The 24,851-nt window shown below is 56.8% G+C and carries 14 protein-coding genes, 2 tRNA genes and 4 rRNA genes; 10 read left to right on the top strand and 10 right to left on the bottom strand.

Annotated elements, in window-relative coordinates:
• Positions 1-2: 2 nt before the first annotated feature.
• Complete coding sequence (gene lapG, locus RHP74_RS00775) at positions 3-695, bottom strand: cysteine protease LapG (RefSeq protein WP_010464935.1); 693 nt, start codon at positions 693-695, stop codon at positions 3-5.
• 220 nt (positions 696-915) lie between these two features.
• On the opposite strand from lapG, the gene RHP74_RS00770 reads away from it, so the two are divergent.
• The 5 genes from RHP74_RS00770 (at position 916) to RHP74_RS00750 (ending at position 7,945) form a co-directional block, all read left to right on the top strand.
• The gene (locus RHP74_RS00770; RefSeq protein ID WP_102594829.1) at positions 916-1,626 is read left to right on the top strand and encodes a GntR family transcriptional regulator; all 711 of its coding nucleotides are present in this window, start codon (positions 916-918) and stop codon (positions 1,624-1,626) included.
• Between the two features lie 697 nt (positions 1,627-2,323).
• On the top strand, positions 2,324-3,100 hold the full coding sequence (locus RHP74_RS00765) for a DUF3050 domain-containing protein (protein WP_077750431.1): 777 nt from the start codon (positions 2,324-2,326) through the stop codon (positions 3,098-3,100).
• Positions 3,097-4,026, top strand: coding sequence for a diiron oxygenase (locus tag RHP74_RS00760; protein WP_083375329.1), 930 nt, complete (start codon positions 3,097-3,099; stop codon positions 4,024-4,026). Before RHP74_RS00765 ends, RHP74_RS00760 begins: the two co-directional genes overlap by 4 nt.
• A gap of 13 nt (positions 4,027-4,039) precedes the next feature.
• Positions 4,040-7,450, top strand: coding sequence for a non-ribosomal peptide synthetase (locus tag RHP74_RS00755; protein WP_311097192.1), 3,411 nt, complete (start codon positions 4,040-4,042; stop codon positions 7,448-7,450).
• 27 nt (positions 7,451-7,477) lie between these two features.
• Entirely contained in the window at positions 7,478-7,945 is a 468-nt protein-coding gene (locus RHP74_RS00750; protein ID WP_169857441.1) for an SRPBCC family protein, read from the top strand.
• 126 nt (positions 7,946-8,071) lie between these two features.
• On the opposite strand, the gene RHP74_RS00745 is transcribed toward RHP74_RS00750, so the two are convergent.
• From RHP74_RS00745 to RHP74_RS00705, 9 genes are all read right to left on the bottom strand, one after another.
• On the bottom strand, positions 8,072-9,952 hold the full coding sequence (locus RHP74_RS00745) for a methyl-accepting chemotaxis protein (RefSeq protein ID WP_172791990.1): 1,881 nt from the start codon (positions 9,950-9,952) through the stop codon (positions 8,072-8,074).
• Between the two features lie 344 nt (positions 9,953-10,296).
• Positions 10,297-10,412, bottom strand: a 5S ribosomal RNA gene (gene rrf / locus RHP74_RS00740).
• A gap of 107 nt (positions 10,413-10,519) precedes the next feature.
• A 5S ribosomal RNA gene (gene rrf / locus RHP74_RS00735) occupies positions 10,520-10,635 on the bottom strand.
• 158 nt (positions 10,636-10,793) lie between these two features.
• A 23S ribosomal RNA gene (locus RHP74_RS00730) occupies positions 10,794-13,685 on the bottom strand.
• Between the two features lie 249 nt (positions 13,686-13,934).
• Positions 13,935-14,010, bottom strand: a tRNA-Ala gene (locus RHP74_RS00725).
• Between the two features lie 27 nt (positions 14,011-14,037).
• Positions 14,038-14,114: transfer RNA gene (locus RHP74_RS00720), tRNA-Ile, on the bottom strand.
• An 82-nt stretch (positions 14,115-14,196) separates the two neighbouring features.
• Positions 14,197-15,735 (bottom strand): 16S ribosomal RNA (locus tag RHP74_RS00715).
• The 16S, 23S and 5S rRNA genes sit together here with 2 tRNA genes alongside, the layout of an rRNA operon.
• 636 nt (positions 15,736-16,371) lie before the next feature.
• Positions 16,372-17,592: a CaiB/BaiF CoA-transferase family protein gene (locus tag RHP74_RS00710; protein WP_010465742.1), complete on the bottom strand. Its 1,221-nt coding sequence runs from the start codon at positions 17,590-17,592 to the stop codon at positions 16,372-16,374.
• Between the two features lie 13 nt (positions 17,593-17,605).
• A complete protein-coding gene (locus RHP74_RS00705; protein WP_010465741.1) occupies positions 17,606-18,787 on the bottom strand; it encodes an acyl-CoA dehydrogenase in 1,182 nt (393 codons plus the stop codon).
• A gap of 157 nt (positions 18,788-18,944) precedes the next feature.
• Here RHP74_RS00705 and RHP74_RS00700 point away from each other — a divergent pair, with 157 nt between their 5' ends.
• From RHP74_RS00700 to RHP74_RS00680, 5 genes are all read left to right on the top strand, one after another.
• Positions 18,945-19,844, top strand: a complete 900-nt coding sequence (locus RHP74_RS00700) for a LysR family transcriptional regulator (protein WP_010465740.1) — start codon at positions 18,945-18,947, stop codon at positions 19,842-19,844.
• Between the two features lie 435 nt (positions 19,845-20,279).
• On the top strand, positions 20,280-21,401 hold the full coding sequence (locus tag RHP74_RS00695) for a Re/Si-specific NAD(P)(+) transhydrogenase subunit alpha (RefSeq protein WP_010465739.1): 1,122 nt from the start codon (positions 20,280-20,282) through the stop codon (positions 21,399-21,401).
• Positions 21,402-21,416: 15 nt separating this feature from the next.
• Complete coding sequence (locus RHP74_RS00690) at positions 21,417-21,737, top strand: NAD(P) transhydrogenase subunit alpha (protein WP_003187417.1); 321 nt, start codon at positions 21,417-21,419, stop codon at positions 21,735-21,737.
• The gene (locus RHP74_RS00685; RefSeq protein WP_311097187.1) at positions 21,737-23,173 is read left to right on the top strand and encodes an NAD(P)(+) transhydrogenase (Re/Si-specific) subunit beta; all 1,437 of its coding nucleotides are present in this window, start codon (positions 21,737-21,739) and stop codon (positions 23,171-23,173) included. Before RHP74_RS00690 ends, RHP74_RS00685 begins: the two co-directional genes overlap by 1 nt.
• Before the next feature lie 180 nt (positions 23,174-23,353).
• Positions 23,354-24,847: an acetyl-CoA hydrolase/transferase family protein gene (locus tag RHP74_RS00680; RefSeq protein ID WP_010465734.1), complete on the top strand. Its 1,494-nt coding sequence runs from the start codon at positions 23,354-23,356 to the stop codon at positions 24,845-24,847.
• Positions 24,848-24,851: the final 4 nt, after the last annotated feature.

The following is a 24,851-nucleotide window of genomic DNA, read 5'->3' as shown; positions in this document are numbered from 1 at the left end:
TCCTAGTTAGTCGTTTCGACCGGAAAACCTTCGGCCTGCATTTTCTTCAACACGTCCTGCCAGCGAGACAGGCGTTTGGTATCTCCGACCTTTTTGTTGCCCTTGGCGCCCGGCAACCACAACCCTTCGGCATTGAAAGAGTAGACCGGCAGCAAGTCGGTTCGTTGGCTGGCCGGTTTTATTGCATCGATCAGGCTGTCGAGCACCAGCGGCATGGCCTCGGGGCTCGAATAGTAAGTCAGCACCATGTGCGCCCGGTTCAGGCGCAACGCCTTGACGTAGGTAATGCGCAGCTTGTCACTGGAAACGCCGAGATGGCGCAGGCTGAAGTACTTGGCGATCGCATAGTCTTCGCAGTCGCCGGCGCCCTTCCACAGGGCTTCGATGGGTGTTTCCCAATAATCGACCTCATGCCAAAGGTCGATGTCCTCAACGTAACGCACCTGCTTGTTGAAAAACTGGTTGACCACATTGAGCTGTTCCAGCTCGCTGGCCTGCTTCTGCGTGGCCAGCAGATGCTGCCAGGCATCGATGCGCGGCTTCCCGTCACCCAATGGCCCATACAAGGCCTGCGCCTTGCGGCTGATCAGCGAAAAATCCCAATCGGCATGCAGCCCGCCCAGCATGGCGCCAGCCAGCAGCAACGCGCAGCACAGCCAGCGCAAAGTCCGAGGGATCGCGAAACGTACCGCCAATGCGAGGCATCCAGGTCAGGCAGGTGAAATTCGGTTGATGGTGCAGGTTAGCCCGTTAAAAGACAATGGCACGGTGCAATCACTGGCAACGCGCTAGACTTTGAATGGTAGGTGACATGAAACGTCGCGGGCTGCGGTCTTTTGTCCGTTTGACAAGCTGCATGGCAGTCACTAGTGTCCATTTGGATCCAAATATTTCAGCCAATCAGGGTGCGTAGTTGTGACACAGAAGCCCAACCCCCTCAGCAGTATCAAGGTCAACGGGCCGATTCCCGCTCACTTGGCACGCTCGGTGATCGAAGAAACCCTGCGATCGGCCATTCTAGACGGGCGCATTCCCTGCGGCACCGCGTTGCGCCAGCAAGATTTGGCCGACCTGTTCGGCGTCAGCCGCATGCCGGTGCGTGAAGCCTTGCGCCAACTAGAAGCCCAGGCGCTGTTGAATGTTATCGCCCATAAAGGCGCGGTGGTTGCACCGCTGGTCCAGGGCGATGCCGTCGAAACGTATGCATTACGGATTCTGTTGGAATCAGAAGCGCTGCGTTTGTCGATTCCCTTGTTGGAAAAGGAAGACGTCGAGCGGGCAGCCAAGCATATCGACGACCTGGAAATGGAGCACGATTACAGCGAAATCGGCCGCCTCAATCGGCTCTTCCACATGGCGCTTTATTGCAAGGCCCCTAACCAGCGGCTATTGCGGCTGGTCGAGGACGGGTTGAACGAAGAAGAGCGCTTTCTGCGCTTTAATCTGGAAGCCATGGGCTTGGGCAAGTTGTCCCAGGAAGACCACCGAGCGCTGTTGCTGGCCGCCGAAGACCGCAATGTCGAGCTTGCGGTCGAGCTGCTCGAGCATCACCTCAATCGCGGTGTCGAGGTCATCACGCGCTACCTCAACAGCCCCGAAGCGCTTAACAAGAAAACCCCCAGGTAACTCCCGGCGCCAAGCCTGGGCGCGCAGTTCGAACTGCGCGCCGCGCTTGCTGTGAATAATCTACTTACACATCCCCGCTTCAGCCACCGCACGCCCCCTCCCCAAGCCTGCCTTCGATTCGCCTCCCTCAGGTTCCATCAATACGCCAGCAAAGATGACGGCCGGGCGATAGCGGCGGCCGTGATTTACGCTCACTCTTGGGCTGCCAACGAATAATGAACGGGCGACGCGCCGCCATGGCGGCACAGTCCTCGCACCAAGAACCTACGGAAGGAGTCTTGTCACGGGAAAGGAAGCACCGGCGTCAATCCCAGCCAACTTCCACCCCCTTGAAGCATTCAACGGAACAACTTTGAAAGTTGCTTTGAGTGAGGCATTCACTCTTCATTTGAATTTTGACGACACTTCGCCGAAAGGAGCAACTACGCCCAAATAAAACTGATATTTATAGTTTTATTAGAACTTGTCGCACTCAAGAAAGTTGAACTTTCAAATAATATAAAAATAACTTGCCCGATACTTTATTCGTGTATTAGTTTTTCTCCGCCACCAGAAAACACGGCACCCATACGACTGTATCGCACTTAATGAGATCAATTTAGTTGAGGCATTCGCTCGCCAACAAAAACGTTAGACGACCGTCACTTATTGATCACAACACCCTTAACGGCATTTCAGATCACTTATAGGCTCGCTCATGAAAACGAATAAAGACCGACTCAACCAGAAGAAAGCAGAACTTAGTGCACACCCGATCTTTTCTGAAATACATTCGCTGTCGGTACTTCAACGGTTCATGGAAACCCATGTCTTTGCGGTGTGGGATTTCATGTCGCTGACCAAACGCCTGCAACAGGAGCTGACCTGCGTCCAACTGCCCTGGTTGCCGCCGCGAGATCCGCAGGCCGCGCGTCTTATCAATGAGATTGTGCTGGGTGAAGAGTCCGATGATCGCCCGGCCCAAGGTCATTACAGTCATTTCGAGTTGTACCTGGATGCGATGCGCGAAGTCGGTGCCAGCACGGCGGCCGTGGAACGCTTCGTGGCGTTGCAACAAGAAGGCGTGAGTTACGACGTGGCGCTGCAAAGCGTTGATGTCGATCCGGCGGCTGCGCAGTTTGTACGGCACACCTTGCACACTGCGCTGCATGCGCCGGGACACAGCGTTGCCGCAGCGTTTTTGCACGGTCGTGAGAGCGTTATTCCGCAGATGTTCCAACGGATTCTCGACGACTGGGGCATCGGCATCGAGCAGGCGCCCACCTTCCGTTACTACCTGGAGCGGCACATCGAAGTCGACTCCGAGGACCACGGCCCCGCCGCTGAAAAACTCCTCGCCCGGCTGGTCGACGGCGATCCGCAACGCGAAGCGGACGTCTACGCCAGCGCCATTGCCGCCGTGGAAAGTCGCATTGCCTTGTGGGACGGCCTGCGCCTGAGCATGAGCGAACCGGTTGCGGAGGTGAACGCATGAACGCCGCCGACTACCAATCCTTCGCCGACGCCTGGGAAAGTCGCGCGACCATCCGCACCCGCCCGCGGCGCGTGCTGGAGAATGACGGCAAGCTGATCTATCCGTTGAGCCGCCAACCGTTGGTGCTGAGCGAGACCTTCCTGCGCGAATGCCCGGAACAACGGGACTTCGCGCTGGTGCAGACGCTCTACAAATTCATCAACGACGTGGTTATTTTCGAAACCGAGATCGTCGACAAGACCGCCCGCAGCATCGCCAAAAATCGCTTCGCCGTGGCGTTCCCGTTTGCCTGTCGCTATGACGCCATGACTGTGGTGGTGGACGAGGATTACCACGCGCTGGTGGCCATGGACTTCATGCAGCAGACCGTCGCCATGACCGGCATTACGCCAATCCAGCTGCCGGATGAAATCGAGCTGAGTCGGGCGATCCCGGCGGCCGTGGCCCTCGCACCAGAGCATCTGCGCAGCGCGGTAGAACTGATCTGCGTGGCCATCGCCGAGAACACCGTAACCGGCGATGTCGCGGCGTTCGCCAAGGACGACACGGTCAAGCAGTCGATCAAGGGCCTGATGGCCGATCACTTGCTCGACGAGGGCCGCCATTCCGGGTTCTGGTCGCGGATGGTGCGCATTTACTGGCACACCGCGAGCGAAGACGACCGCCAGCTCATCGCGCAAATCCTGCCAGTGTTCATCGGCCATTACCTGACCAACGACATCCAGAAGTCCTTCGATTTCCGCTTGATCGAAGCCTTGCAGATCAGCGACGCGGCACGCCAGGCACTCAAGAACGAGATCTCGGGGCTGGCCTTCCCGATCAATCGTCATCACCCGCTGGTCGCCAACATCGTGCGGTTTTTCCGCAGCAGTTCGCTGCTGGATTCGCCGTGCGTGCAAGACACCCTCAGCGACTACCTGGTTTAACGAGGAGAACATCATGAGACGTCTCGACATTCTGCTCATTGGGCAAAGCCAGGCCTTGACCGACCTGGCGCTGGAACTTGAACAACAGGGTCATTCGCTGGTGCGGCTCGAGGTGTTCGAGGAGGCGCCGTTGTTTGATCTGCTGATTGACGACGCCAGCCAGGCGTTTTCAGTCCCGAGTGATGCGCCGCATCTGACACTGCAACTGGGAATTGGCGTGCCGAACGTCACCGGTCTACCGCCGATTGACCTGCTGTGCATGCAGGGATCAACGCTGTTCACGCGCGTGCCGATTGCCGATGAACCTAGCGGAAACGGCCAGGCCTTGCGCCTGCGAGCGGTGGCGGAACTGGTGGATCACGTCTCACTGCTGGTCAGTCGATTCTCCCGGGACGCCGAGTATTTTCTCTGCGCTGAACCGGCTGCGGCAGCCCATTTTGAACAGGTGGACAATCTGCTGTTTTTAGAACGCCTGGCGTTCGTTCATCAACTCAACAACACCGCTCAACCGTGGCTGCAAGAACTCGCCCGGATCCCGATGATCGAGCGTCTGCAACAACGCTTCATCGAGTCCGCCGAACGACCTGCGCTGAACATCGACGGCACATCGCTGAGTTATCGGCAATTACACGCCCAGAGCCGTGCGATCCAGCAACGCTTGCTGCCGTTGCTCGCACAGCATCAAGGCCCGTTGGTGGTCGGGATCTGCCTGCCGAAAAGCAGTGCGTTGTATGCAGGGATCCTGGCGATTCTGGGCAGCGGCGCGGTGTACTTGCCGCTGGAGCCGAGCCATCCGCTGCAACGTCAGCAGTACATCCTTACGAATGCAGGAGCGGTGTTGTTGCTGCATGACGGCCAGCATCCCCTCGCCGATGAAATGCCGGGGCTGGACATCAGTCGCATCGACTTCGCTGACGTCGCTCTCGGTCAACCCTTGATGCGCCAGCGCCCCGCTCTCGACGCGCCCTGCATGGCGCTCTATACCTCGGGCACCACCGGGCATCCCAAAGGCGTGCTGCTCAGCCAGGCTAACCTCGCGCACTTCACCGCGTGGTATGCCGACTATGTGCAGCTGACCGAACACAGTCGGGCCTTGCAATTTTCGTCGTTGAGTTTCGACTCGTCGCTGATCGATATTTTCCCGACCCTGCTTCAGGGCGCCGAACTGATCGTGCCGAACGACGACCAGCGTCGCGATCCGTTGCAACTGGTCGAGCTGATTCGCCATCAACGCCTCAGCCATGCATTTTTACCGCCAGCACTGTTGAGCATTCTGCCGCTGGATCAGCTGCAGGTCCTGGATCATGTAATGACCGGCGGTGATGTCTGCGAACCCTACGTTATCGAGCAGCTCACCCGTCAGGGCAATCTCTACAACCTCTATGGCCCGACCGAAGCCACGGTGCTTATTACCGCGCGCCAACTGCGCGCTGGCGACAGCAACCGCACCCTCGGGTCGCCGATTGCCAACAGCCAGGTGCTGATTCTCGATGAGGCTTTTCAGCCGGTGGCCGAGCAGGTCGTCGGTGAGTTGTACATTGTCGGGCCGGGGGTGTGCCTGGGTTATCTGAACAACCCGCAGCAGACTGCCGAACGTTACCTGGACATGAACTTGCCAGACGGCCAGCGCCTGCGCGCCTACCGTACCGGCGATATGGCGAAATGGACCGGCGACGGTATCGAGCTGTGTGGACGGCGGGACAATCAGGTGAAAATCCGCGGCTTTCGCGTCGAGCCGGAAGAGATCGAACGCTGCCTGCGCGACAGTCAGTTGTACCGCCAGGTGGCGGTGGTTATCGACAGCCAACGGCGGATTCTGGCGTTCCTCGCACAACCTCAGGAGAACCAAACGGGCGCCGCGCGCGAAGCCTTGAAGGCTCATGCGATGCAGTTTTTGCCGGACTACATGCAACCCATCGCCTGGACTGAATTGCCGAGCATGCCGTTCGCCAGTAACGGCAAAGTCGACCGTAAAGCGCTGCTGGCGATGCCGGTGAATGTTGCCGAAAACACGACACGGCGCTTGCCCGCCAGCGCCGATGAAGCGCTGTTGCTGGAGATCTGGGCTGAGCTGCTGGAGTTGCCGGCCAGCGATATTTCGACCGACGAAAGTTTCTTCAATCTGGGCGGCCACTCGATTCTGTTGTCACGGATGTTGCTGCGATTGCGTGAAGAATTCGGCCGCAGCATCTCGATCAATCGCTTCATTGAATTGCCGACTATTGCGAAGCTGGCGACATTGGTGCGCGGCTCCGGCACCGAGGAAGTCCTGAGCGCGCAAGCACTGGCGGATGCCTTTCGCGAGCTGGATATTCAGCCGCTGCCCATCAGCCGCATGGGCGATGTGCACAAGGTGATCGTCACCGGCGCAAACAGTTTTGTCGGTGTGCACATCGTCGAAGCGTTGCTGGCGTGGGGCGTCACTGAAGTGGCCTGCCTGGTGCGCGATGGCGGTGGGCAATCGGCGGCTGAGCGCTTCGCTCATGCGTTGCGGGAAAACCGTCTGGAGCACCTGGACCTGAGTCGGGTGCAGGTTTACGCGGCAGACATCACTCGCCCGGCGTTGGGGCTTGATGCGCACGTTTACGAGCGCCTCGATCGAGAGTTCGGCGCGCTGGTGCACAACGCCGCCAACGTCAATCACGTGCTCGATTACGAGTCGCTGGCGCGGGACAACGTCGAGCCGATTTTCGAATGCCTGCGGCTGTGCGAGGGGCGCAGCAAGAAGATCTTCAATTTTGTCTCCACGCTGTCGGCGTCCAGCACGATTGCCGACGATGGCCGAGTGCTGGAATTACCCGCAGCGCAGACACCGCCGATCTACATCAAGAACGGCTACAACCTGTCCAAGTGGGTCGGCGAACGGATCCTCGAACGAGCGCGTGAACGTGGGGTGCGGGTCAATCTTTATCGCCCCGGCAACATCAGCTTCAACAGCCTCTCCGGCGTCTGTCAGCCGCACAAAAACCGCTTGATGCTGATGCTCAAGGGCTCGATCCAGCTCGGCCAGGTGCCGGAGTTTTCGCTGAATTTCGACCTGATGCCGGTGGACTTTCTCGCTCGCTTCATTGGCTTCCATGCCAGCCGTTATTCGTCTGAAAAAGCGGTGTTCAACCTGCACAACCCCGAGCCCCTGAGTTGGGACGATTACGTCGCGTCATTCCGTGAGGCGGGCCGGGAGTTCTCCATGGTCAGCGTCGCCGACTGGCAACAGCAACTGGGTCGGGTCGACAGCGACAACGCGCTGTTCGGCGTACTCGGTTTCTACCTCAACGGCTTCGAGGAAGACATCGGCGACATCTCGATGATCGGCCACGACAACGCCCAGGCCGGCGTTCGGCAGATGGGCGCGCACTACCCGGAAAAATCACCCGCACTGCTGCGTCGCGGTTGCGACTACCTCAAAGAAATCAATTTCATCTGATTCATTCAAACCCAATGGAGCAAGACCATGAACAATCTGCAACCCGATACCCTGATCAAAAACCCGCAAGGCTGCCATGTCGTGTCCTCGGTGGAGGTGCCGGCGGATGCCGCGCAGGTCTGGGCGGTGGTCGGCAACTTTGCCGGCTTCGATCAGTTCATTCCGGCGCTGTCGCACATCGAGATGACGGGCGAAGGCGTGTCGTCGCTGCGCAAGAAATTTTTCAAGGACGGCAACCTGGTGGTCGAGCAACTCAACTCCCGGGATGACCAGGCGTTGAACATCACGTGGACGACCATTTACAACACACTGGGCGTGGCCAATTTGTGGGCGGCAATGAGTGTTGAACCGCTGGGTGCGAACACGTCACGGGCGACCTGGACCATCATTGCCGAACCGGCGCAGGGAGGTGCCGAGGCGTTGCCGGGGTTCAAGGATTTCGTGCAGGGCTTTGCGGATGACGCGATGAATAATGTGTTGAAGCTGTTTGTGTAGAGCTTTGGTTCAGCGGTGACTTTTCTACCGCTATCGCGGGCAAGCCTCGCTTCTACAGGGTTTTCCATGCCCTGTAGGAGCGAGGCTTGTCCGCGAAGAACGATAACGCAGTAGAACTGACCCGAATCAGATCTTGAAGCTATCGACCAATTGCTTCAACCGGTTCGCCTGCAACGACAACGCATCACAATCCTTCAACGTTTCATTGAGGTTCGCCACGCTCTGCTGGTTCAACAAGTTGATCTGGTTGACGTCGACATTGAGGGTTTCCACTACCGCCGTCTGCTCTTCGGTCGCCGCGGCCACCGACTGGTTCATGCCGTCGATTTCGCCGATGCGCTGCGTCACGCTGACCAATCGCAGGCCCGCCTGATTCGCCACTTCGACACTCTCTTCACTGGAGACCTGACTGGCATTCATGGTCGTCACTGCTTCGCGAGAACCGATCTGCAGCGAGGTGATCATCTTGTGGATCTCTTCCGCCGACTCCTGTGTGCGATGCGCCAGGTTGCGCACTTCGTCCGCCACGACCGCAAAACCACGACCGGCTTCACCGGCACGCGCCGCTTCGATGGCGGCGTTGAGCGCCAGCAAGTTGGTCTGCTGGGAGATGCCTTTGATCACATCCAGAATGTGCCCGATGTTGTCAGTGCTGGCGTTCAGGGTTTCGATCTGGGTGCAGGACAGGCTGATTTTCTGCGACAACTCAGTCATGGCCAGGATGGTTTTCTCTACTACCTGACGACCATCATCCGCCTGCTCGCTTGCACCGCTTGCATGCTGCGAAGCATCGGCAGCATTGCGGGCGATTTCCTGGGTGGCGGCACCCAATTGGTTGATGGCGGCAGCCACGCTGTTGGTGCGCGCGCTTTGCTCATCGGAGCCGACGATCGAAGCGTTGGACGATGCCATTACGCGCTGCGACAAATCGTGGACCTGGCGGGTCGCCGAGGACACTTCGGAAATCGATGCGTGAATCCGCTCCACGAACTGGTTGAACGAACCACCCAACTCGCCGAACTCATCTTTGCTTTCCACGGCCAGACGACGGGTCAGGTCGCCCTCGCCCTGGGCGATGTCCTGCATCGCGCGGCCCATGGTGGTCAGCGGACGCATCAGCACGTTGATCAGCAGGCTCAACAGCACGGCAATCACACTGACGGCGATGAACATTGCAATCAACGCCGAAGTGCGGAATTGACTCAGTGGTGCGTAGGCCTTGTCCTTGTCGATCGACAGACCGATGTACCACTCGGCATTCGGCAAACCGCTCACCGGGGTGAACGAGAGGATGCGGTCCTGCTTGTTCAGGGTGACGTCCTGATTGCCCTTGTCGATGCGCACGCCAGAGTTTGGATAAATGTCCTTCAGGTTTTTCATCACCTGGTCTTTGTCTGGGCTGACGATCACCTGACCGTCGGCACTGACCAGGAACGCGTGGCCGATGCCACCGAAGTCCACCGAGTTGATGATCTTTACCAGGGTCTCCAGGCTCAGATCACCGCCGACCACGCCGAGCAATTCACCGTTCTTTTTCACCGGCATGGCGATGGTCACCACCAACCCACCGACGGCGGCCATGTACGGCGGCGTCAGCATGGTCTTGTCGGCAGCCACGGCTTGTTTGTACCAGGGACGCTGACGCGGATCGTAACCGTCCGGCATCTTCGCGTCAGGGCGTTGGGTGAACACGCCGTTGGCCTGGCCGACGTAAGTGAACTGGAAGTTCGAGGTGAAGGCCGGTTGATCAACCAGTCCGGGAAGGTCCGCATTGGCGCCTTGATGAGCGACGTTCTGGGCGAGGTTTTCCAGCACCAGCACACGGCCGCTCATCCAGTTCTGCACGCTGCTGGCGGTCAGATCACCAGCTTGCTGGACGGAGGACTCGAGGTTTTGCCGGATGGTGTTTCGCTGCAGATAGTCGTTGTACAAAGTGAACAACGCAAAAGCCAGCACCACGACGCCAGAGGCGGCCAGAAGGATTTTATGGCTGAACTTGAGATTCATTTCATGGGACTTCTTATGCAAAAAGTGGGGATGCGTTCCAGGTGCAACATTCCATGTAACAGCGCAGGCGGAATTCTTCGGTCGCGCTACTTTGGTGCACGCATGTCTCACTAGTCTTTCGGCACTAGTCGGAGAAATCTTAGGGGTTTGTATGAAATGACCGACATTCCCGCCGAACGGCGCTCTAGAGCCGTTGGAGCTCGATGCGCTTATTGGACATCAACACTGGGCAAGGGTGTGGCGCAGAAGTGGCATGACTCGCAGGGGATGATGACCTGACGTTTTTAGGAGCCAAAACGACAGAACCCCTGTCTGCGTTAGCAGACAGGGGTTTCGGAATTCAATCTTGACGATGACCTACTCTCACATGGGGAAACCCCACACTACCATCGGCGATGCATCGTTTCACTGCTGAGTTCGGGATGGGATCAGGTGGTTCCAATGCTCTATGGTCGTCAAGAAATTCTGTGACCAGCCCGTTACAGTCGTAACGTGCCAGCAAAATTGGTGACTTCTACTAAAACAAAACCCCTACCTGCATACGCAGATAGGGGTTTCGGAATTTAATCTTGACGATGACCTACTCTCACATGGGGAAACCCCACACTACCATCGGCGATGCATCGTTTCACTGCTGAGTTCGGGATGGGATCAGGTGGTTCCAATGCTCTATGGTCGTCAAGAAATTCGGTAGCCAGGTCGCTTGCCTTACGGCGCACGCTCCAGCGAATGGGTATGTGATAGATCTCGGTGTTTGTGAACAATCGAACTTTCGGTTCATTTCGTCTTCACACACCGCAATCTGGTGCCCTTTCAGGTCAGCAAATTGCTTGGGTGTTATATGGTCAAGCCTCACGGGCAATTAGTATTGGTTAGCTCAACGCCTCACAGCGCTTACACACCCAACCTATCAACGTCGTAGTCTTCGACGGCCCTTCAGGGGACTCAAGGTCCCAGTGAGATCTCATCTTGAGGCTAGTTTCCCGCTTAGATGCTTTCAGCGGTTATCTATTCCGAACATAGCTACCCGGCAATGCCACTGGCGTGACAACCGGAACACCAGAGGTTCGTCCACTCCGGTCCTCTCGTACTAGGAGCAGCCCCTCTCAAATCTCAAACGTCCACGGCAGATAGGGACCGAACTGTCTCACGACGTTCTAAACCCAGCTCGCGTACCACTTTAAATGGCGAACAGCCATACCCTTGGGACCGGCTTCAGCCCCAGGATGTGATGAGCCGACATCGAGGTGCCAAACACCGCCGTCGATATGAACTCTTGGGCGGTATCAGCCTGTTATCCCCGGAGTACCTTTTATCCGTTGAGCGATGGCCCTTCCATACAGAACCACCGGATCACTAAGACCTACTTTCGTACCTGCTCGACGTGTCTGTCTCGCAGTCAAGCGCGCTTTTGCCTTTATACTCTACGACCGATTTCCGACCGGTCTGAGCGCACCTTCGTACTCCTCCGTTACTCTTTAGGAGGAGACCGCCCCAGTCAAACTACCCACCATACACTGTCCTCGATCCGGATAACGGACCTGAGTTAGAACCTCAAAGTTGCCAGGGTGGTATTTCAAGGTTGGCTCCACGCGAACTGGCGTCCACGCTTCAAAGCCTCCCACCTATCCTACACAAGCAAATTCAAAGTCCAGTGCAAAGCTATAGTAAAGGTTCACGGGGTCTTTCCGTCTAGCCGCGGATACACTGCATCTTCACAGCGATTTCAATTTCACTGAGTCTCGGGTGGAGACAGCGCCGCCATCGTTACGCCATTCGTGCAGGTCGGAACTTACCCGACAAGGAATTTCGCTACCTTAGGACCGTTATAGTTACGGCCGCCGTTTACCGGGGCTTCGATCAAGAGCTTCGCGTTAGCTAACCCCATCAATTAACCTTCCGGCACCGGGCAGGCGTCACACCCTATACGTCCACTTTCGTGTTTGCAGAGTGCTGTGTTTTTAATAAACAGTCGCAGCGGCCTGGTATCTTCGACCGGCATGGGCTTACGCAGTAAATGCTTCACCCTCACCGGCGCACCTTCTCCCGAAGTTACGGTGCCATTTTGCCTAGTTCCTTCACCCGAGTTCTCTCAAGCGCCTTGGTATTCTCTACCCAACCACCTGTGTCGGTTTGGGGTACGGTTCCTGGTTACCTGAAGCTTAGAAGCTTTTCTTGGAAGCATGGCATCAACCACTTCGTGTTCTAAAAGAACACTCGTCATCAGCTCTCGGCCTTAGAATCCCGGATTTACCTAAGATTCCAGCCTACCACCTTAAACTTGGACAACCAACGCCAAGCTGGCCTAGCCTTCTCCGTCCCTCCATCGCAATAACCAGAAGTACAGGAATATTAACCTGTTTTCCATCGACTACGCTTTTCAGCCTCGCCTTAGGGACCGACTAACCCTGCGTCGATTAACGTTGCGCAGGAAACCTTGGTCTTTCGGCGTGGGTGTTTTTCACACCCATTGTCGTTACTCATGTCAGCATTCGCACTTCTGATACCTCCAGCAAGCTTCTCAACTCACCTTCACAGGCTTACAGAACGCTCCTCTACCGCATCACCTAAGTGATACCCGTAGCTTCGGTGTATGGTTTGAGCCCCGTTACATCTTCCGCGCAGGCCGACTCGACTAGTGAGCTATTACGCTTTCTTTAAAGGGTGGCTGCTTCTAAGCCAACCTCCTAGCTGTCTAAGCCTTCCCACATCGTTTCCCACTTAACCATAACTTTGGGACCTTAGCTGACGGTCTGGGTTGTTTCCCTTTTCACGACGGACGTTAGCACCCGCCGTGTGTCTCCCATGCTCGGCACTTGTAGGTATTCGGAGTTTGCATCGGTTTGGTAAGTCGGGATGACCCCCTAGCCGAAACAGTGCTCTACCCCCTACAGTGATACATGAGGCGCTACCTAAATAGCTTTCGAGGAGAACCAGCTATCTCCGAGCTTGATTAGCCTTTCACTCCGATCCACAGGTCATCCGCTAACTTTTCAACGGTAGTCGGTTCGGTCCTCCAGTTAGTGTTACCCAACCTTCAACCTGCCCATGGATAGATCGCCCGGTTTCGGGTCTATTCCCAGCGACTAGACGCCCTATTAAGACTCGCTTTCGCTACGCCTCCCCTATTCGGTTAAGCTCGCCACTGAAAATAAGTCGCTGACCCATTATACAAAAGGTACGCAGTCACCCAACAAAGTGGGCTCCCACTGCTTGTACGCATACGGTTTCAGGATCTATTTCACTCCCCTCTCCGGGGTTCTTTTCGCCTTTCCCTCACGGTACTAGTTCACTATCGGTCAGTCAGTAGTATTTAGCCTTGGAGGATGGTCCCCCCATATTCAGACAAAGTTTCTCGTGCTCCGTCCTACTCGATTTCATGACTAAGAGATTTTCGCGTACAGGGCTATCACCCACTATGGCCGCACTTTCCAGAGCGTTCCGCTAATCTCAAAGCCACTTAAGGGCTAGTCCCCGTTCGCTCGCCACTACTAAGGGAATCTCGGTTGATTTCTTTTCCTCAGGGTACTTAGATGTTTCAGTTCCCCTGGTTCGCCTCTTAAGCCTATGTATTCAGCTTAAGATAACCATCTTATGATGGCTGGGTTCCCCCATTCAGACATCTCCGGATCAAAGTCTGTTTGCCGACTCCCCGAAGCTTTTCGCAGGCTACCACGTCTTTCATCGCCTCTGACTGCCAAGGCATCCACCGTATGCGCTTCTTCACTTGACCATATAACCCCAAGCAATCTGGTTATACTGTGAAGACGACATTCGCCGAAAATTCGATAATACTCAATTAAGAGCAACTCACAAATTTTACCTTAGCCTGATCCGTTACCAGTGAAAGTAACGTCCAGTCTATCTTTCTATCACATACCCAAATTTTTAAAGAACGATCTAGCCAAAGACTAGAAATCAACATTCACCATCATCACGATGGAATGCTCATTTCTAAGCTTTCAACAAACAGAAGCAGTAGTGGTGGAGCCAAACGGGATCGAACCGTTGACCTCCTGCGTGCAAGGCAGGCGCTCTCCCAGCTGAGCTATGGCCCCGTATTTCTACAGGTTCCCACACAAAATTGGTGGGTCTGGGCAGATTCGAACTGCCGACCTCACCCTTATCAGGGGTGCGCTCTAACCAACTGAGCTACAGACCCAATTTCGGGCTGCTTCTTATCGTCTTCTTCAATGAATCAAGCAATTCGTGTGGGAACTTATGGAGCAGCTGATGTCGTCGATTAAGGAGGTGATCCAGCCGCAGGTTCCCCTACGGCTACCTTGTTACGACTTCACCCCAGTCATGAATCACACCGTGGTAACCGTCCCCCCGAAGGTTAGACTAGCTACTTCTGGTGCAACCCACTCCCATGGTGTGACGGGCGGTGTGTACAAGGCCCGGGAACGTATTCACCGCGACATTCTGATTCGCGATTACTAGCGATTCCGACTTCACGCAGTCGAGTTGCAGACTGCGATCCGGACTACGATCGGTTTTCTGGGATTAGCTCCACCTCGCGGCTTGGCAACCCTCTGTACCGACCATTGTAGCACGTGTGTAGCCCAGGCCGTAAGGGCCATGATGACTTGACGTCATCCCCACCTTCCTCCGGTTTGTCACCGGCAGTCTCCTTAGAGTGCCCACCATTACGTGCTGGTAACTAAGGACAAGGGTTGCGCTCGTTACGGGACTTAACCCAACATCTCACGACACGAGCTGACGACAGCCATGCAGCACCTGTCTCAATGTTCCCGAAGGCACCAATCCATCTCTGGAAAGTTCATTGGATGTCAAGGCCTGGTAAGGTTCTTCGCGTTGCTTCGAATTAAACCACATGCTCCACCGCTTGTGCGGGCCCCCGTCAATTCATTTGAGTTTTAACCTTGCGGCCGTACTCCCCAGGCGGTCAACTTAATGCGTTAGCTGCGCCACTAAGAGCTCAAGGCTCCCAACGGCTAGTTGACATCGTTTACGGCGTGGACTACCAGGGTATCTAATCCTGTTTGCTCCCCACGCTTTCGCACCTCAGTGTCAGTATCAGTCCAGGTGGTCGCCTTCGCCACTGGTGTTCCTTCCTATATCTACGCATTTCACCGCTACACAGGAAATTCCACCACCCTCTACCATACTCTAGCTTGTCAGTTTTGAATGCAGTTCCCAGGTTGAGCCCGGGGATTTCACATCCAACTTAACAAACCACCTACGCGCGCTTTACGCCCAGTAATTCCGATTAACGCTTGCACCCTCTGTATTACCGCGGCTGCTGGCACAGAGTTAGCCGGTGCTTATTCTGTCGGTAACGTCAAAACAGATACGTATTAGGTAACTGCCCTTCCTCCCAACTTAAAGTGCTTTACAATCCGAAGACCTTCTTCACACACGCGGCATGGCTGGATCAGGCTTTCGCCCATTGTCCAATATTCCCCACTGCTGCCTCCCGTAGGAGTCTGGACCGTGTCTCAGTTCCAGTGTGACTGATCATCCTCTCAGACCAGTTACGGATCGTCGCCTTGGTGAGCCATTACCTCACCAACTAGCTAATCCGACCTAGGCTCATCTGATAGCGCAAGGCCCGAAGGTCCCCTGCTTTCTCCCGTAGGACGTATGCGGTATTAGCGTCCGTTTCCGAGCGTTATCCCCCACTACCAGGCAGATTCCTAGGCATTACTCACCCGTCCGCCGCTCGCCACCAGGTACAAGTACCCGTGCTGCCGCTCGACTTGCATGTGTTAGGCCTGCCGCCAGCGTTCAATCTGAGCCATGATCAAACTCTTCAGTTCAAACATCTTTGGGTTTTTAAGAAACCCTAAACTTGGCTCAGCAATCGTTGGTTACATCTTTGATTTCTCGCGGAGTAACTTGTGATGCTGATAATCTTGTTGACTATCAGTCTGACTCCACAAGCACCCACACGAATTGCTTGATTCAGTTGTTAAAGAGCGGTTGGTTAAGATCTTTCGTCTCAACCGAGGCGCGCATTCTACAGCAGCCTCTGTTGCTGTCAAGCGGTTATTTCAGAAGTTTTCAAAGTTTCCTTTGCAACTTCAACCACTTGCGCTTCCGATCTCTCGTTAGCGGGAGGCGAATTCTACAGCGTTACTCGCTGCTGTCAACACCTCTTTTTCTCCGCTTTCGACCGAGAAGATCGAACCGTCAATCAAGCCAAACAACCCTGCTTGATCAACTCCTTCTGGGCTTCGATGACCTGAAGCAACTCGCTGTCGAAAACTGCGTAACTCTTTGTTTACCAAGGAGTTTTCCGTTTCGACTGCGCCGGAAGTGGGGCGAATTATAGACTTCCAGAATCTGCCGTCAACCCCTGATTTGGCTTTTCTATCAATAACTTGCAGAAAGCCGGAAAACAGACCGCTTCCTTATAGGAGAGCAAAACCACCTCCTCTATATAGAAGGAATCTTCAGAGGACCCCCGCCACTTTGAAAGCGGCGACCGTTTCTGCATCCAGACCCAACACTCGCTGCAGAACCTCCAGCGTGTGCTCGCCCAATAACGGAGGCGCATTACGATACTCCACCGGCGTTTCCGACAGACGAATGGGGCTCGCTACCTGCGGCACCATGCCTGCTAGCACATGGGGTAGCTCGATCGCCAAACCACGCGCCTTGACCTGAGGATCAGCAAACATCTGAGCCAAGTCATTAATAGGTCCGCATGGCACACCCGCCTGCTCCAGCTGTAACACCCACTCAGCGGTGGTCTTGAAGACAGTCGCCTGACGAATCAGCGGGATCAACACCGCGCGATTCGCCACCCGCAGCTTGTTGGTCGCGAAGCGTGGGTCATCCGCCCACTGAGGCTGCCCAGCCACCTCCGCAAACTTGCGGAACTGCCCGTCATTACCCACAGTGAGAATGAAGTCTCCATCCGCCGTAGGAAAATCCTGATAGGGCACGATGTTCGGATGTGCATTACCCAGGCGCTTGGGCGCATTACCCGTAGTCAGATAGTTCATCGCCTGGTTGGCCAGGCACGCAACCTGAACATCCAGCAACGCCATATCGATATGCTGACCACCACCGTCATGTTCCCTATGAGCCAACGCGGCAAGGATCGCTACCGTCGAATAGAGCCCCGTCAGGATGTCTGTCAGCGCCACACCGACTTTCACCGGCCCTGCGCCCTCATCTCCCTCAGGTCGACCGGTCAGGCTCATCAGCCCGCCCAGACCCTGGATCATGAAGTCATAACCCGCGCGCTTGGCGTAAGGCCCGGTTTGACCAAACCCGGTAATCGAGCAATAAATCAGATTCGGATTGATGGCTTTAAGCGACTCATAGTCCAACCCATAAGCCGCCAGGCCACCGACCTTGAAGTTCTCGATCAGGATGTCCGACTTGGCTGCCAGCTCACGCACCAGCTTTTGCCCTTCTGGACGCGTGAAATCGATGGTCACCGATTGCTTGTTGCGATTGGCCGACAAGTAATAGGCGGCCTCGCTGGTGTTCTCGCCATAGGCGTCTTTCAGGAAGGGCGGTCCCCAGGCACGCGTATCGTCGCCATTGCCCGGACGCTCAACCTTAATCACTTCGGCGCCAAGGTCGGCAAGGATCTGCCCGGCCCAAGGCCCGGCCAGCACCCGCGATAAATCCAGTACCCGTAGATGCGAAAGCGCGCCCATGGACGTTCTCCTATTAATAGAACGCCTGGATGCCGGTTTGCGCGCGACCGAGGATCAGTGCGTGGACGTCGTGCGTACCTTCATAGGTATTCACCACTTCCAGGTTGACCAGGTGGCGAGCAACACCGAATTCATCGGAAATGCCGTTACCGCCCAACATGTCACGCGCCATACGCGCGATGTCCAGGGACTTGCCGCAGGAGTTGCGCTTCATCATCGAGGTGATCTCGACTGCCGCCGTGCCTTCATCCTTCATTCGACCCAGACGCAGGCAGCCCTGCAGTGCCAGGGTGATCTCGGTCTGCATGTCGGCAAGCTTCTTCTGGATCAGCTGAGTGGCGGCCAACGGGCGACCGAACTGCTGACGATCCAGGGTGTACTGGCGAGCGGTGTGCCAGCAGAACTCGGCAGCGCCCAAAGCGCCCCAGGAAATGCCGTAGCGCGCGGAGTTGAGGCAAGTAAAAGGGCCTTTCAAACCGCGGACGTCAGGAAAAATGTTCTCTTCAGGAACAAACACGTTGTCCATGACGATCTCGCCGGTGATTGATGCACGCAGGCCAACCTTGCCATGGATCGCCGGAGCACTCAGGCCTTTCCAGCCTTTTTCCAGAACAAAGCCACGGATGTCGCCCGCATCATCCTTACCCCAAACCACGAACACATCGGCAATCGGACTGTTGGTGATCCACATCTTGCTGCCGGTCAGGCTGTAGCCGCCTTCCACTTTGCGTGCACGAGTAATCATCGCGCCCGGGTCGGAACCATGGTTAGGCTCTGTCAGGCCGAAGCAGCCAATCCACTCGCCCGAGGCCAGTTTCGGCAGGTACTTCTGCTTTTGGGCTTCAGTGCCGAATTCATTGATCGGCACCATGACCAGCGAGGACTGCACACTCATCATCGAACGGTAGCCGGAGTCGACACGCTCAACTTCACGAGCAATCAGCCCGTAGCTGACGTAGTTCAGACCGCTGCCACCGTACTGCTCGGGAATGGTCGCACCCAACAGACCCACTTCGCCCATCTCGCGGAAGATCGCCGGATCGGTCTTTTCATGACGGAAAGCTTCAAGCACGCGCGGTGCGAGCTTCTGCTGAGCGAATTGCTCGGCAGTGTCGCGGATCATGCGCTCTTCTTCGGTGAGCTGTTGATCCAGCAGCAGGGGATCGATCCAGTTGAAGCTAGCTTTACCGCCCATGAGTGTGTCCTCTCGAATCGGGTCAAATAACGTGGACTGATCCTAGGCCTGGTCCGGCATTACGGCAAACGAGGATTTTGCATACTGTTGTGCTAATTTCTCACTCCGTAACGTCGCGAAATAGCCTTTATGCGATGTATTAGTGAGGTTGGAGTACATGCGCCGGAAAATCCCTAGCACCACCGCCCTGATCAGCTTTGAAGCGGCAGCGCGCCACGAGAGCTTTACCAAAGCGGCGCAGGAGCTTTCGCTCACTCAAGGCGCCATTTGCCGACAGATCGCCAGCCTCGAGGAGTTCCTCAGCGTAGAACTTTTCCGACGCTCGCGGCGCGGAGTGAAGCTGACGGAAGCCGGACTTTCCTACAGTCGCCGCGTAGCAACCCAGCTTGACGCGGTCGAGCGGGACACCTTGTCCGTGATGGGGCAACAGGGCGCCAATGTGATCGAGCTGGCCGTCGTACCGACCTTTGGCACCCAATGGCTGCTGCCACGCCTCAAAGACTTCCAGCACAAACACCCGGAAGTGACGGTCAACCTCACCAACCGCACACGCCCCTTCCTGTTCGCCGATACCGACTTCGATGCCGCGATTTACTTTGGTGATGCGGATTGGTCGGGTACCGAATCCCACAGGCTAATGGGCGAAAATCCGATGCCGGTGTGCAGCCCTACGCTACTGGGCAAAAAAGCCAATCTGACGCCCGATGAAATCGCCGAAATGCCCCTGCTGCAACAGACCACGCGCCCTTATGCCTGGCGCCAGTGGTTCAACTCTCAGCACCTGAATGTGCCACGGGACATGACAGGACCGCGCTACGAGCTATTCTCCATGCTTGCCCAAGCGGCGATGCACGACATGGGGATCGCGCTGATTCCGCCATTCCTGATTCAACGCGAACTGACGGAGAAGCGCCTGGTGATAGCCAACACTCAGGCGCTGTCGAGCATCAAGGCCTATTACCTGATGATTCCGGAGCGAAAGGTCGAATCGGCGTCTCTACGGGCATTTCGCGATTGGCTGGTCACCCAAGCACAGAGCTACAGCCTAGAAGGGTAAAGGCTTACCGGTGTTAGCTGACCTCGTAGTCAATAAAACCAAAGCCCTACAGATATACGTTTTTGTCGCATATTCGCAGACTGTACCGACAAGCAGTACAAACGTCCCACAAGTGCCTGCCGACGTGGCTTTGAGCCTCCATTCACCAGCAATGACGCCACATTCACCGTGCCGATGTGTAAATTCTTGAAATTCGGCCAAAATCCTTACAAGGCACGGCCTGCAAGGGATTGAGGCGGTCGGTTGCGACATTCGGTCACGGGGTGACTTGTAGTTAATTTTCCGTCACCCGTCATAATCCCTTGAAGGGCACAAAGTTCGCCTGCAAAATGCCGCGCCCCGCCCAGATTTGGCGGGATCGTGCTGATCGGCCGCCCCAGCCGCACCATCCGAAGTGCCTGGGTTTACTCAATAAGATCACGCAGGAGATTTGACGTGCACATTGGTGTTCCTCTCGAAACCCAGACGGGTGAAACGCGGGTTGCTGCAACCCCGGAAACCATCAAGAAGCTGATCGGCCAGGGTCATAAGGTCACTGTGCAAAGCGGCGCCGGCATTAACGCCAGCGTTGTCGACAGTGCTTATGAAGCGGCAGGCGCAACAATTGGCAGCGCCAACGACGCGTTTGGTGCCGAGCTGATTCTCAAGGTGGTCGCCCCCAGCGACAGCGAGCTGACGCTGATTAAAAGCGGCACCGTTGTGGTCGGCATGCTCAACCCGTTCAGCAATGAAACCATTGCCAAGCTGGCCGAGTGCGGCATTACCGCGTTCGCGCTGGAAGCGGCTCCGCGCACCTCCCGCGCTCAAAGCCTGGATGTGCTGTCCTCCCAAGCGAACATCGCCGGCTATAAAGCCGTGTTGCTGGCCGCTCACCACTACCCGCGCTTCATGCCGATGCTGATGACGGCTGCGGGCACCGTGAAAGCGGCGCGCGTGCTGATTCTGGGCGCCGGCGTTGCAGGTTTGCAGGCGATCGCCACGGCGAAACGCCTGGGGGCAGTGATCGAAGCGTCCGACGTGCGCCCTGCAGTTAAAGAGCAGATCGAATCCCTCGGCGCCAAGTTCGTCGACGTACCGTATGAAACCGATGAAGAGCGCGAATGCGCTGTCGGTGTCGGCGGTTACGCCCGGCCAATGCCCGCCAGCTGGATGCAGCGTCAGGCCCTGGCCGTGCACGAACGCGCCAAGCAGGCTGACATCGTCATCACCACCGCACTGATCCCGGGCCGCAAGGCGCCGACGCTGTTGAGCGCGGAAACCGTGGCGCAGATGAAGCCAGGCTCGGTGGTCATCGACCTCGCCGCAGCACAGGGCGGCAACTGCCCGCTCACCGTGGCCGACCAGGTCGTGGTCGAGAATGGCGTGACCATTTGCGGCCCGACCAATCTGGCGGGCGCGGTCGCGGCAGACGCTTCGGCCCTGTACGCACGCAACCTGCTGGACTTCCTGAAGCTGGTCTTCAACAAAGAAGGCCAGTTCGAGATCAACCTCGAAGACGACATCGTCGCCGCGTGCCTGATGTGCCGCGACGGCCAAGTCATCCGCAAAAACGCCTAAGCAGGGATTCAGACGATGGAAGAGCTTATCTCCCCCGGTATCTACAACCTGATCATCTTCGTGCTGGCGATTTATGTCGGTTATCACGTGGTCTGGAACGTAACGCCCGCATTGCACACCCCCCTGATGGCAGTCACCAACGCCATCTCGGCGATTGTCATCGTCGGCGCCATGCTGGCCGCCGCGTTGACCGTGACGCCACTGGGCAAAACCATGGGCACCCTCGCCGTGGCGCTGGCCGCGGTAAACGTGTTCGGTGGTTTCCTGGTCACCCGCAGAATGCTTGAGATGTTCAAGAAAAAAGCCCCGAAAGTAAAAGAAGAGGCGCCCAAGTAATGAGCATGAACCTCGTAACGACGCTGTACTTGATTGCGTCCATCTGCTTCATCCAGGCGCTCAAAGGCCTGTCGCACCCGACCACGTCACGCCGTGGCAACCTGTTCGGCATGCTCGGCATGGGCCTGGCGATTCTCACTACCGTAGGCCTCATCTATAAGCTGGGCGCTGAGCTGGCCACCGCAGGTATCGGTTACGTCATCGTCGGATTGCTGGTCGGCGGCACTGCCGGCTCGATCATGGCCAAGCGCGTTGAAATGACCAAGATGCCGGAACTGGTCGCTTTCATGCACAGCATGATCGGTATGGCTGCGGTGTTTATTGCGATCGCGGCGGTCGTTGAGCCGCAATCGTTGGGCATCGTCAAACAGCTCGGTGATGCGATTCCGGCGGGCAACCGTCTGGAACTGTTCCTGGGTGCGGCCATCGGTGCAATCACCTTCTCCGGCTCTGTGATCGCTTTCGGCAAGCTGTCGGGCAAGTACAAGTTTCGCCTGTTCCAGGGCGCACCGGTACAGTTCGGTGGCCAGCACAAGCTGAACCTGTTGCTGGGCCTGGCCACTCTGGCGCTGGGCATCACCTTCATGCTGACCGGCAACCTCAGTGCCTTCGCGTTGATGCTGGCCCTGGCCTTCGTCCTGGGTGTGCTGATCATCATCCCGATCGGCGGGGCCGACATGCCGGTGGTGGTGTCGATGCTTAACAGCTACTCCGGCTGGGCAGCCGCGGGGATCGGCTTCTCGCTGAACAACTCGATGCTGATCATCGCCGGTTCGCTGGTGGGTTCGTCCGGTGCGATCCTCTCGTACATCATGTGCAAGGCGATGAACCGCTCCTTCTTTAACGTACTGCTCGGTGGTTTCGGCAATACGGCAGACGCGGCTGGCCCGGCCGATTCGAAAGAAGCCCGCCCGGTTAAATCCGGTTCGGCTGACGACGCGACCTTCCTGCTGACCAACGCCGACACCGTGATCATCGTTCCGGGTTACGGCCTGGCGGTCGCTCGGGCGCAACATGCGCTTAAAGAGTTGACCGAGAAGCTGACCCATCGCGGTGTGACCGTGAAGTACGCGATCCACCCGGTTGCCGGTCGCATGCCTGGCCACATGAACGTGCTGCTGGCCGAGGCCGAAGTGCCTTACGACCAGGTGTTCGAGATGGAAGACATCAACTCCGAGTTCGGTCAGGCCGACGTGGTGCTGGTGCTCGGCGCCAACGACGTGGTCAACCCGGCCGCGAAGAACGACCCGAAATCGCCGATTGCCGGTATGCCGATTCTCGAGGCGTTCAAGGCCAAGACCATCATCGTCAACAAACGCTCGATGGCCAGCGGTTATGCCGGCCTGGACAACGAACTGTTCTACCTCGACAAAACCATGATGGTCTTCGGCGACGCCAAGAAAGTCATCGAAGACATGGTCAAAGCTGTCGAGTAAAACCTGCTCCAACGCAATACCCAAAACCTCAGCCTTTAGTAGGCTGGGGTTTTTTTATTCCCCGTGAAACCCGACCAAAGGCTCTAAATCAGGCCTCTGCATTCGACCATGGTAGCGGGACGGATTTTTTTCAAATCACTAGACTGCACACCTTGCTTCCGTTGCCCGAGATAACCATCCATGTACCGTGATCGTATTCGCTTGCCTTCGTTGTTGGAAAAGGTGATGAGCGCCGCTGACGCTGCCGCTCTGATTCAGGACGGCATGACCGTCGGCATGAGTGGTTTCACTCGCGCTGGCGAAGCCAAAGCCGTCCCCCACGCATTGGCCGAGCGTGCCAAAATCACCCCGCTGAAAATCACGTTGATGACCGGCGCCAGTCTGGGCAATGACCTCGATAAACAGCTCACCGAAGCCGGCGTCCTGTCGCGACGCATGCCATTCCAGGTTGATAGCACTTTGCGCAAGGCGATTAACGCCGGCGAAGTGATGTTCATTGACCAGCATCTCTCGGAAACCGTGGAGCAATTGCGCAACCAGCAACTCACGCTGCCGGACATCGCCGTGATTGAGGCCGTAGCGATCACCGAGCAGGGCCATATCGTGCCGACCACCTCGGTTGGCAACTCGGCCAGCTTCGCGATTTTCGCCAAACAGGTGATCGTCGAGATCAACCTCGCGCACAACCCGAATCTCGAAGGTCTACACGACATCTATATCCCGACCTATCGCCCGACTCGCACGCCGATTCCGCTGGTAAAGGTCGACGATCGCATTGGCAGCACCGCCATCCCCATCCCGCCGGAAAAGATTGTCGCGATCGTGATCACCAACCAGTCCGACTCGCCCTCCACTGTCCTGCCGCCGGACGTCGACACCCAAGCCATTGCCGATCACCTGATCGACTTCTTCAAGCAAGAAGTGGCTGCCGGGCGCATGACCAACAAGCTTGGCCCATTGCAGGCCGGTATCGGCACCATCGCCAACTCGGTAATGTGCGGCCTGATCGACTCGCCATTCGAAGACCTGACCATGTATTCCGAGGTGCTGCAGGACTCGACCTTCGACCTGATCGACGCCGGCAAGCTGAGTTTTGCGTCAGGCAGTTCGATCACCCTGTCGAGCCGGCGCAACGCCGACGTCTTTGGCAACCTCGAGCGCTATAAGGACAAACTGGTCCTACGGCCACAGGAAATCTCGAACCACCCGGAAGTCGTGCGGCGCCTGGGCATCATCGGCATCAACACCGCTCTGGAGTTCGACCTGTACGGCAACGTCAACTCTACCCATGTCTGCGGCACACGCATGATGAATGGCATCGGCGGTTCCGGGGACTTTGCGCGCAACGCGCACCTGGCAATCTTCGTGACCAAATCCATCGCCAAGGGTGGCGCGATCTCCAGCGTGGTGCCGATGGTCAGCCACGTCGACCATACCGAGCATGACGTCGACATCCTGGTGACGGAGATTGGCCTGGCCGACCTGCGTGGCCTGGCACCACGGGAGCGAGCACGGGTGATCATCGACAACTGTGTGCACCCGGACTATCGCCAGGCGCTGGATGACTACTTTACGTCGGCCTGCGCATTGGGCGGGCACACCCCACATATCCTGCGCGATGCCCTGCGCTGGCACATCAACCTGGAAGAAACCGGGCGAATGCTGGCGGTCTGATTCA

The organism is Pseudomonas sp. SG20052, assembly GCF_031766055.1.
In the GTDB taxonomy this organism is placed as follows: Bacteria; Pseudomonadota; Gammaproteobacteria; order Pseudomonadales; family Pseudomonadaceae; genus Aquipseudomonas; species Aquipseudomonas mandelii.
The sequence above is the reverse complement of the archived record's forward strand: the minus strand, read 5'-3'. Positions and strand labels throughout refer to the sequence as shown.

Coding starts and splice junctions, on each gene's coding strand:
- RHP74_RS00750 (WP_169857441.1), top strand. CDS start 7,478: ATGAACAATCTGCAACCCGATACCCTGATCAAAAACCCGCAAGGCTGC.
- RHP74_RS00685 (WP_311097187.1), top strand. CDS start 21,737: ATGAGCATGAACCTCGTAACGACGCTGTACTTGATTGCGTCCATCTGC.
- RHP74_RS00765 (WP_077750431.1), top strand. CDS start 2,324: ATGAAAACGAATAAAGACCGACTCAACCAGAAGAAAGCAGAACTTAGT.
- RHP74_RS00710 (WP_010465742.1), bottom strand. CDS start 17,592: ATGGGCGCGCTTTCGCATCTACGGGTACTGGATTTATCGCGGGTGCTG.
- RHP74_RS00755 (WP_311097192.1), top strand. CDS start 4,040: ATGAGACGTCTCGACATTCTGCTCATTGGGCAAAGCCAGGCCTTGACC.
- RHP74_RS00760 (WP_083375329.1), top strand. CDS start 3,097: ATGAACGCCGCCGACTACCAATCCTTCGCCGACGCCTGGGAAAGTCGC.
- RHP74_RS00690 (WP_003187417.1), top strand. CDS start 21,417: ATGGAAGAGCTTATCTCCCCCGGTATCTACAACCTGATCATCTTCGTG.
- RHP74_RS00700 (WP_010465740.1), top strand. CDS start 18,945: ATGCGCCGGAAAATCCCTAGCACCACCGCCCTGATCAGCTTTGAAGCG.
- RHP74_RS00745 (WP_172791990.1), bottom strand. CDS start 9,952: ATGAATCTCAAGTTCAGCCATAAAATCCTTCTGGCCGCCTCTGGCGTC.
- RHP74_RS00705 (WP_010465741.1), bottom strand. CDS start 18,787: ATGGGCGGTAAAGCTAGCTTCAACTGGATCGATCCCCTGCTGCTGGAT.
- RHP74_RS00680 (WP_010465734.1), top strand. CDS start 23,354: ATGTACCGTGATCGTATTCGCTTGCCTTCGTTGTTGGAAAAGGTGATG.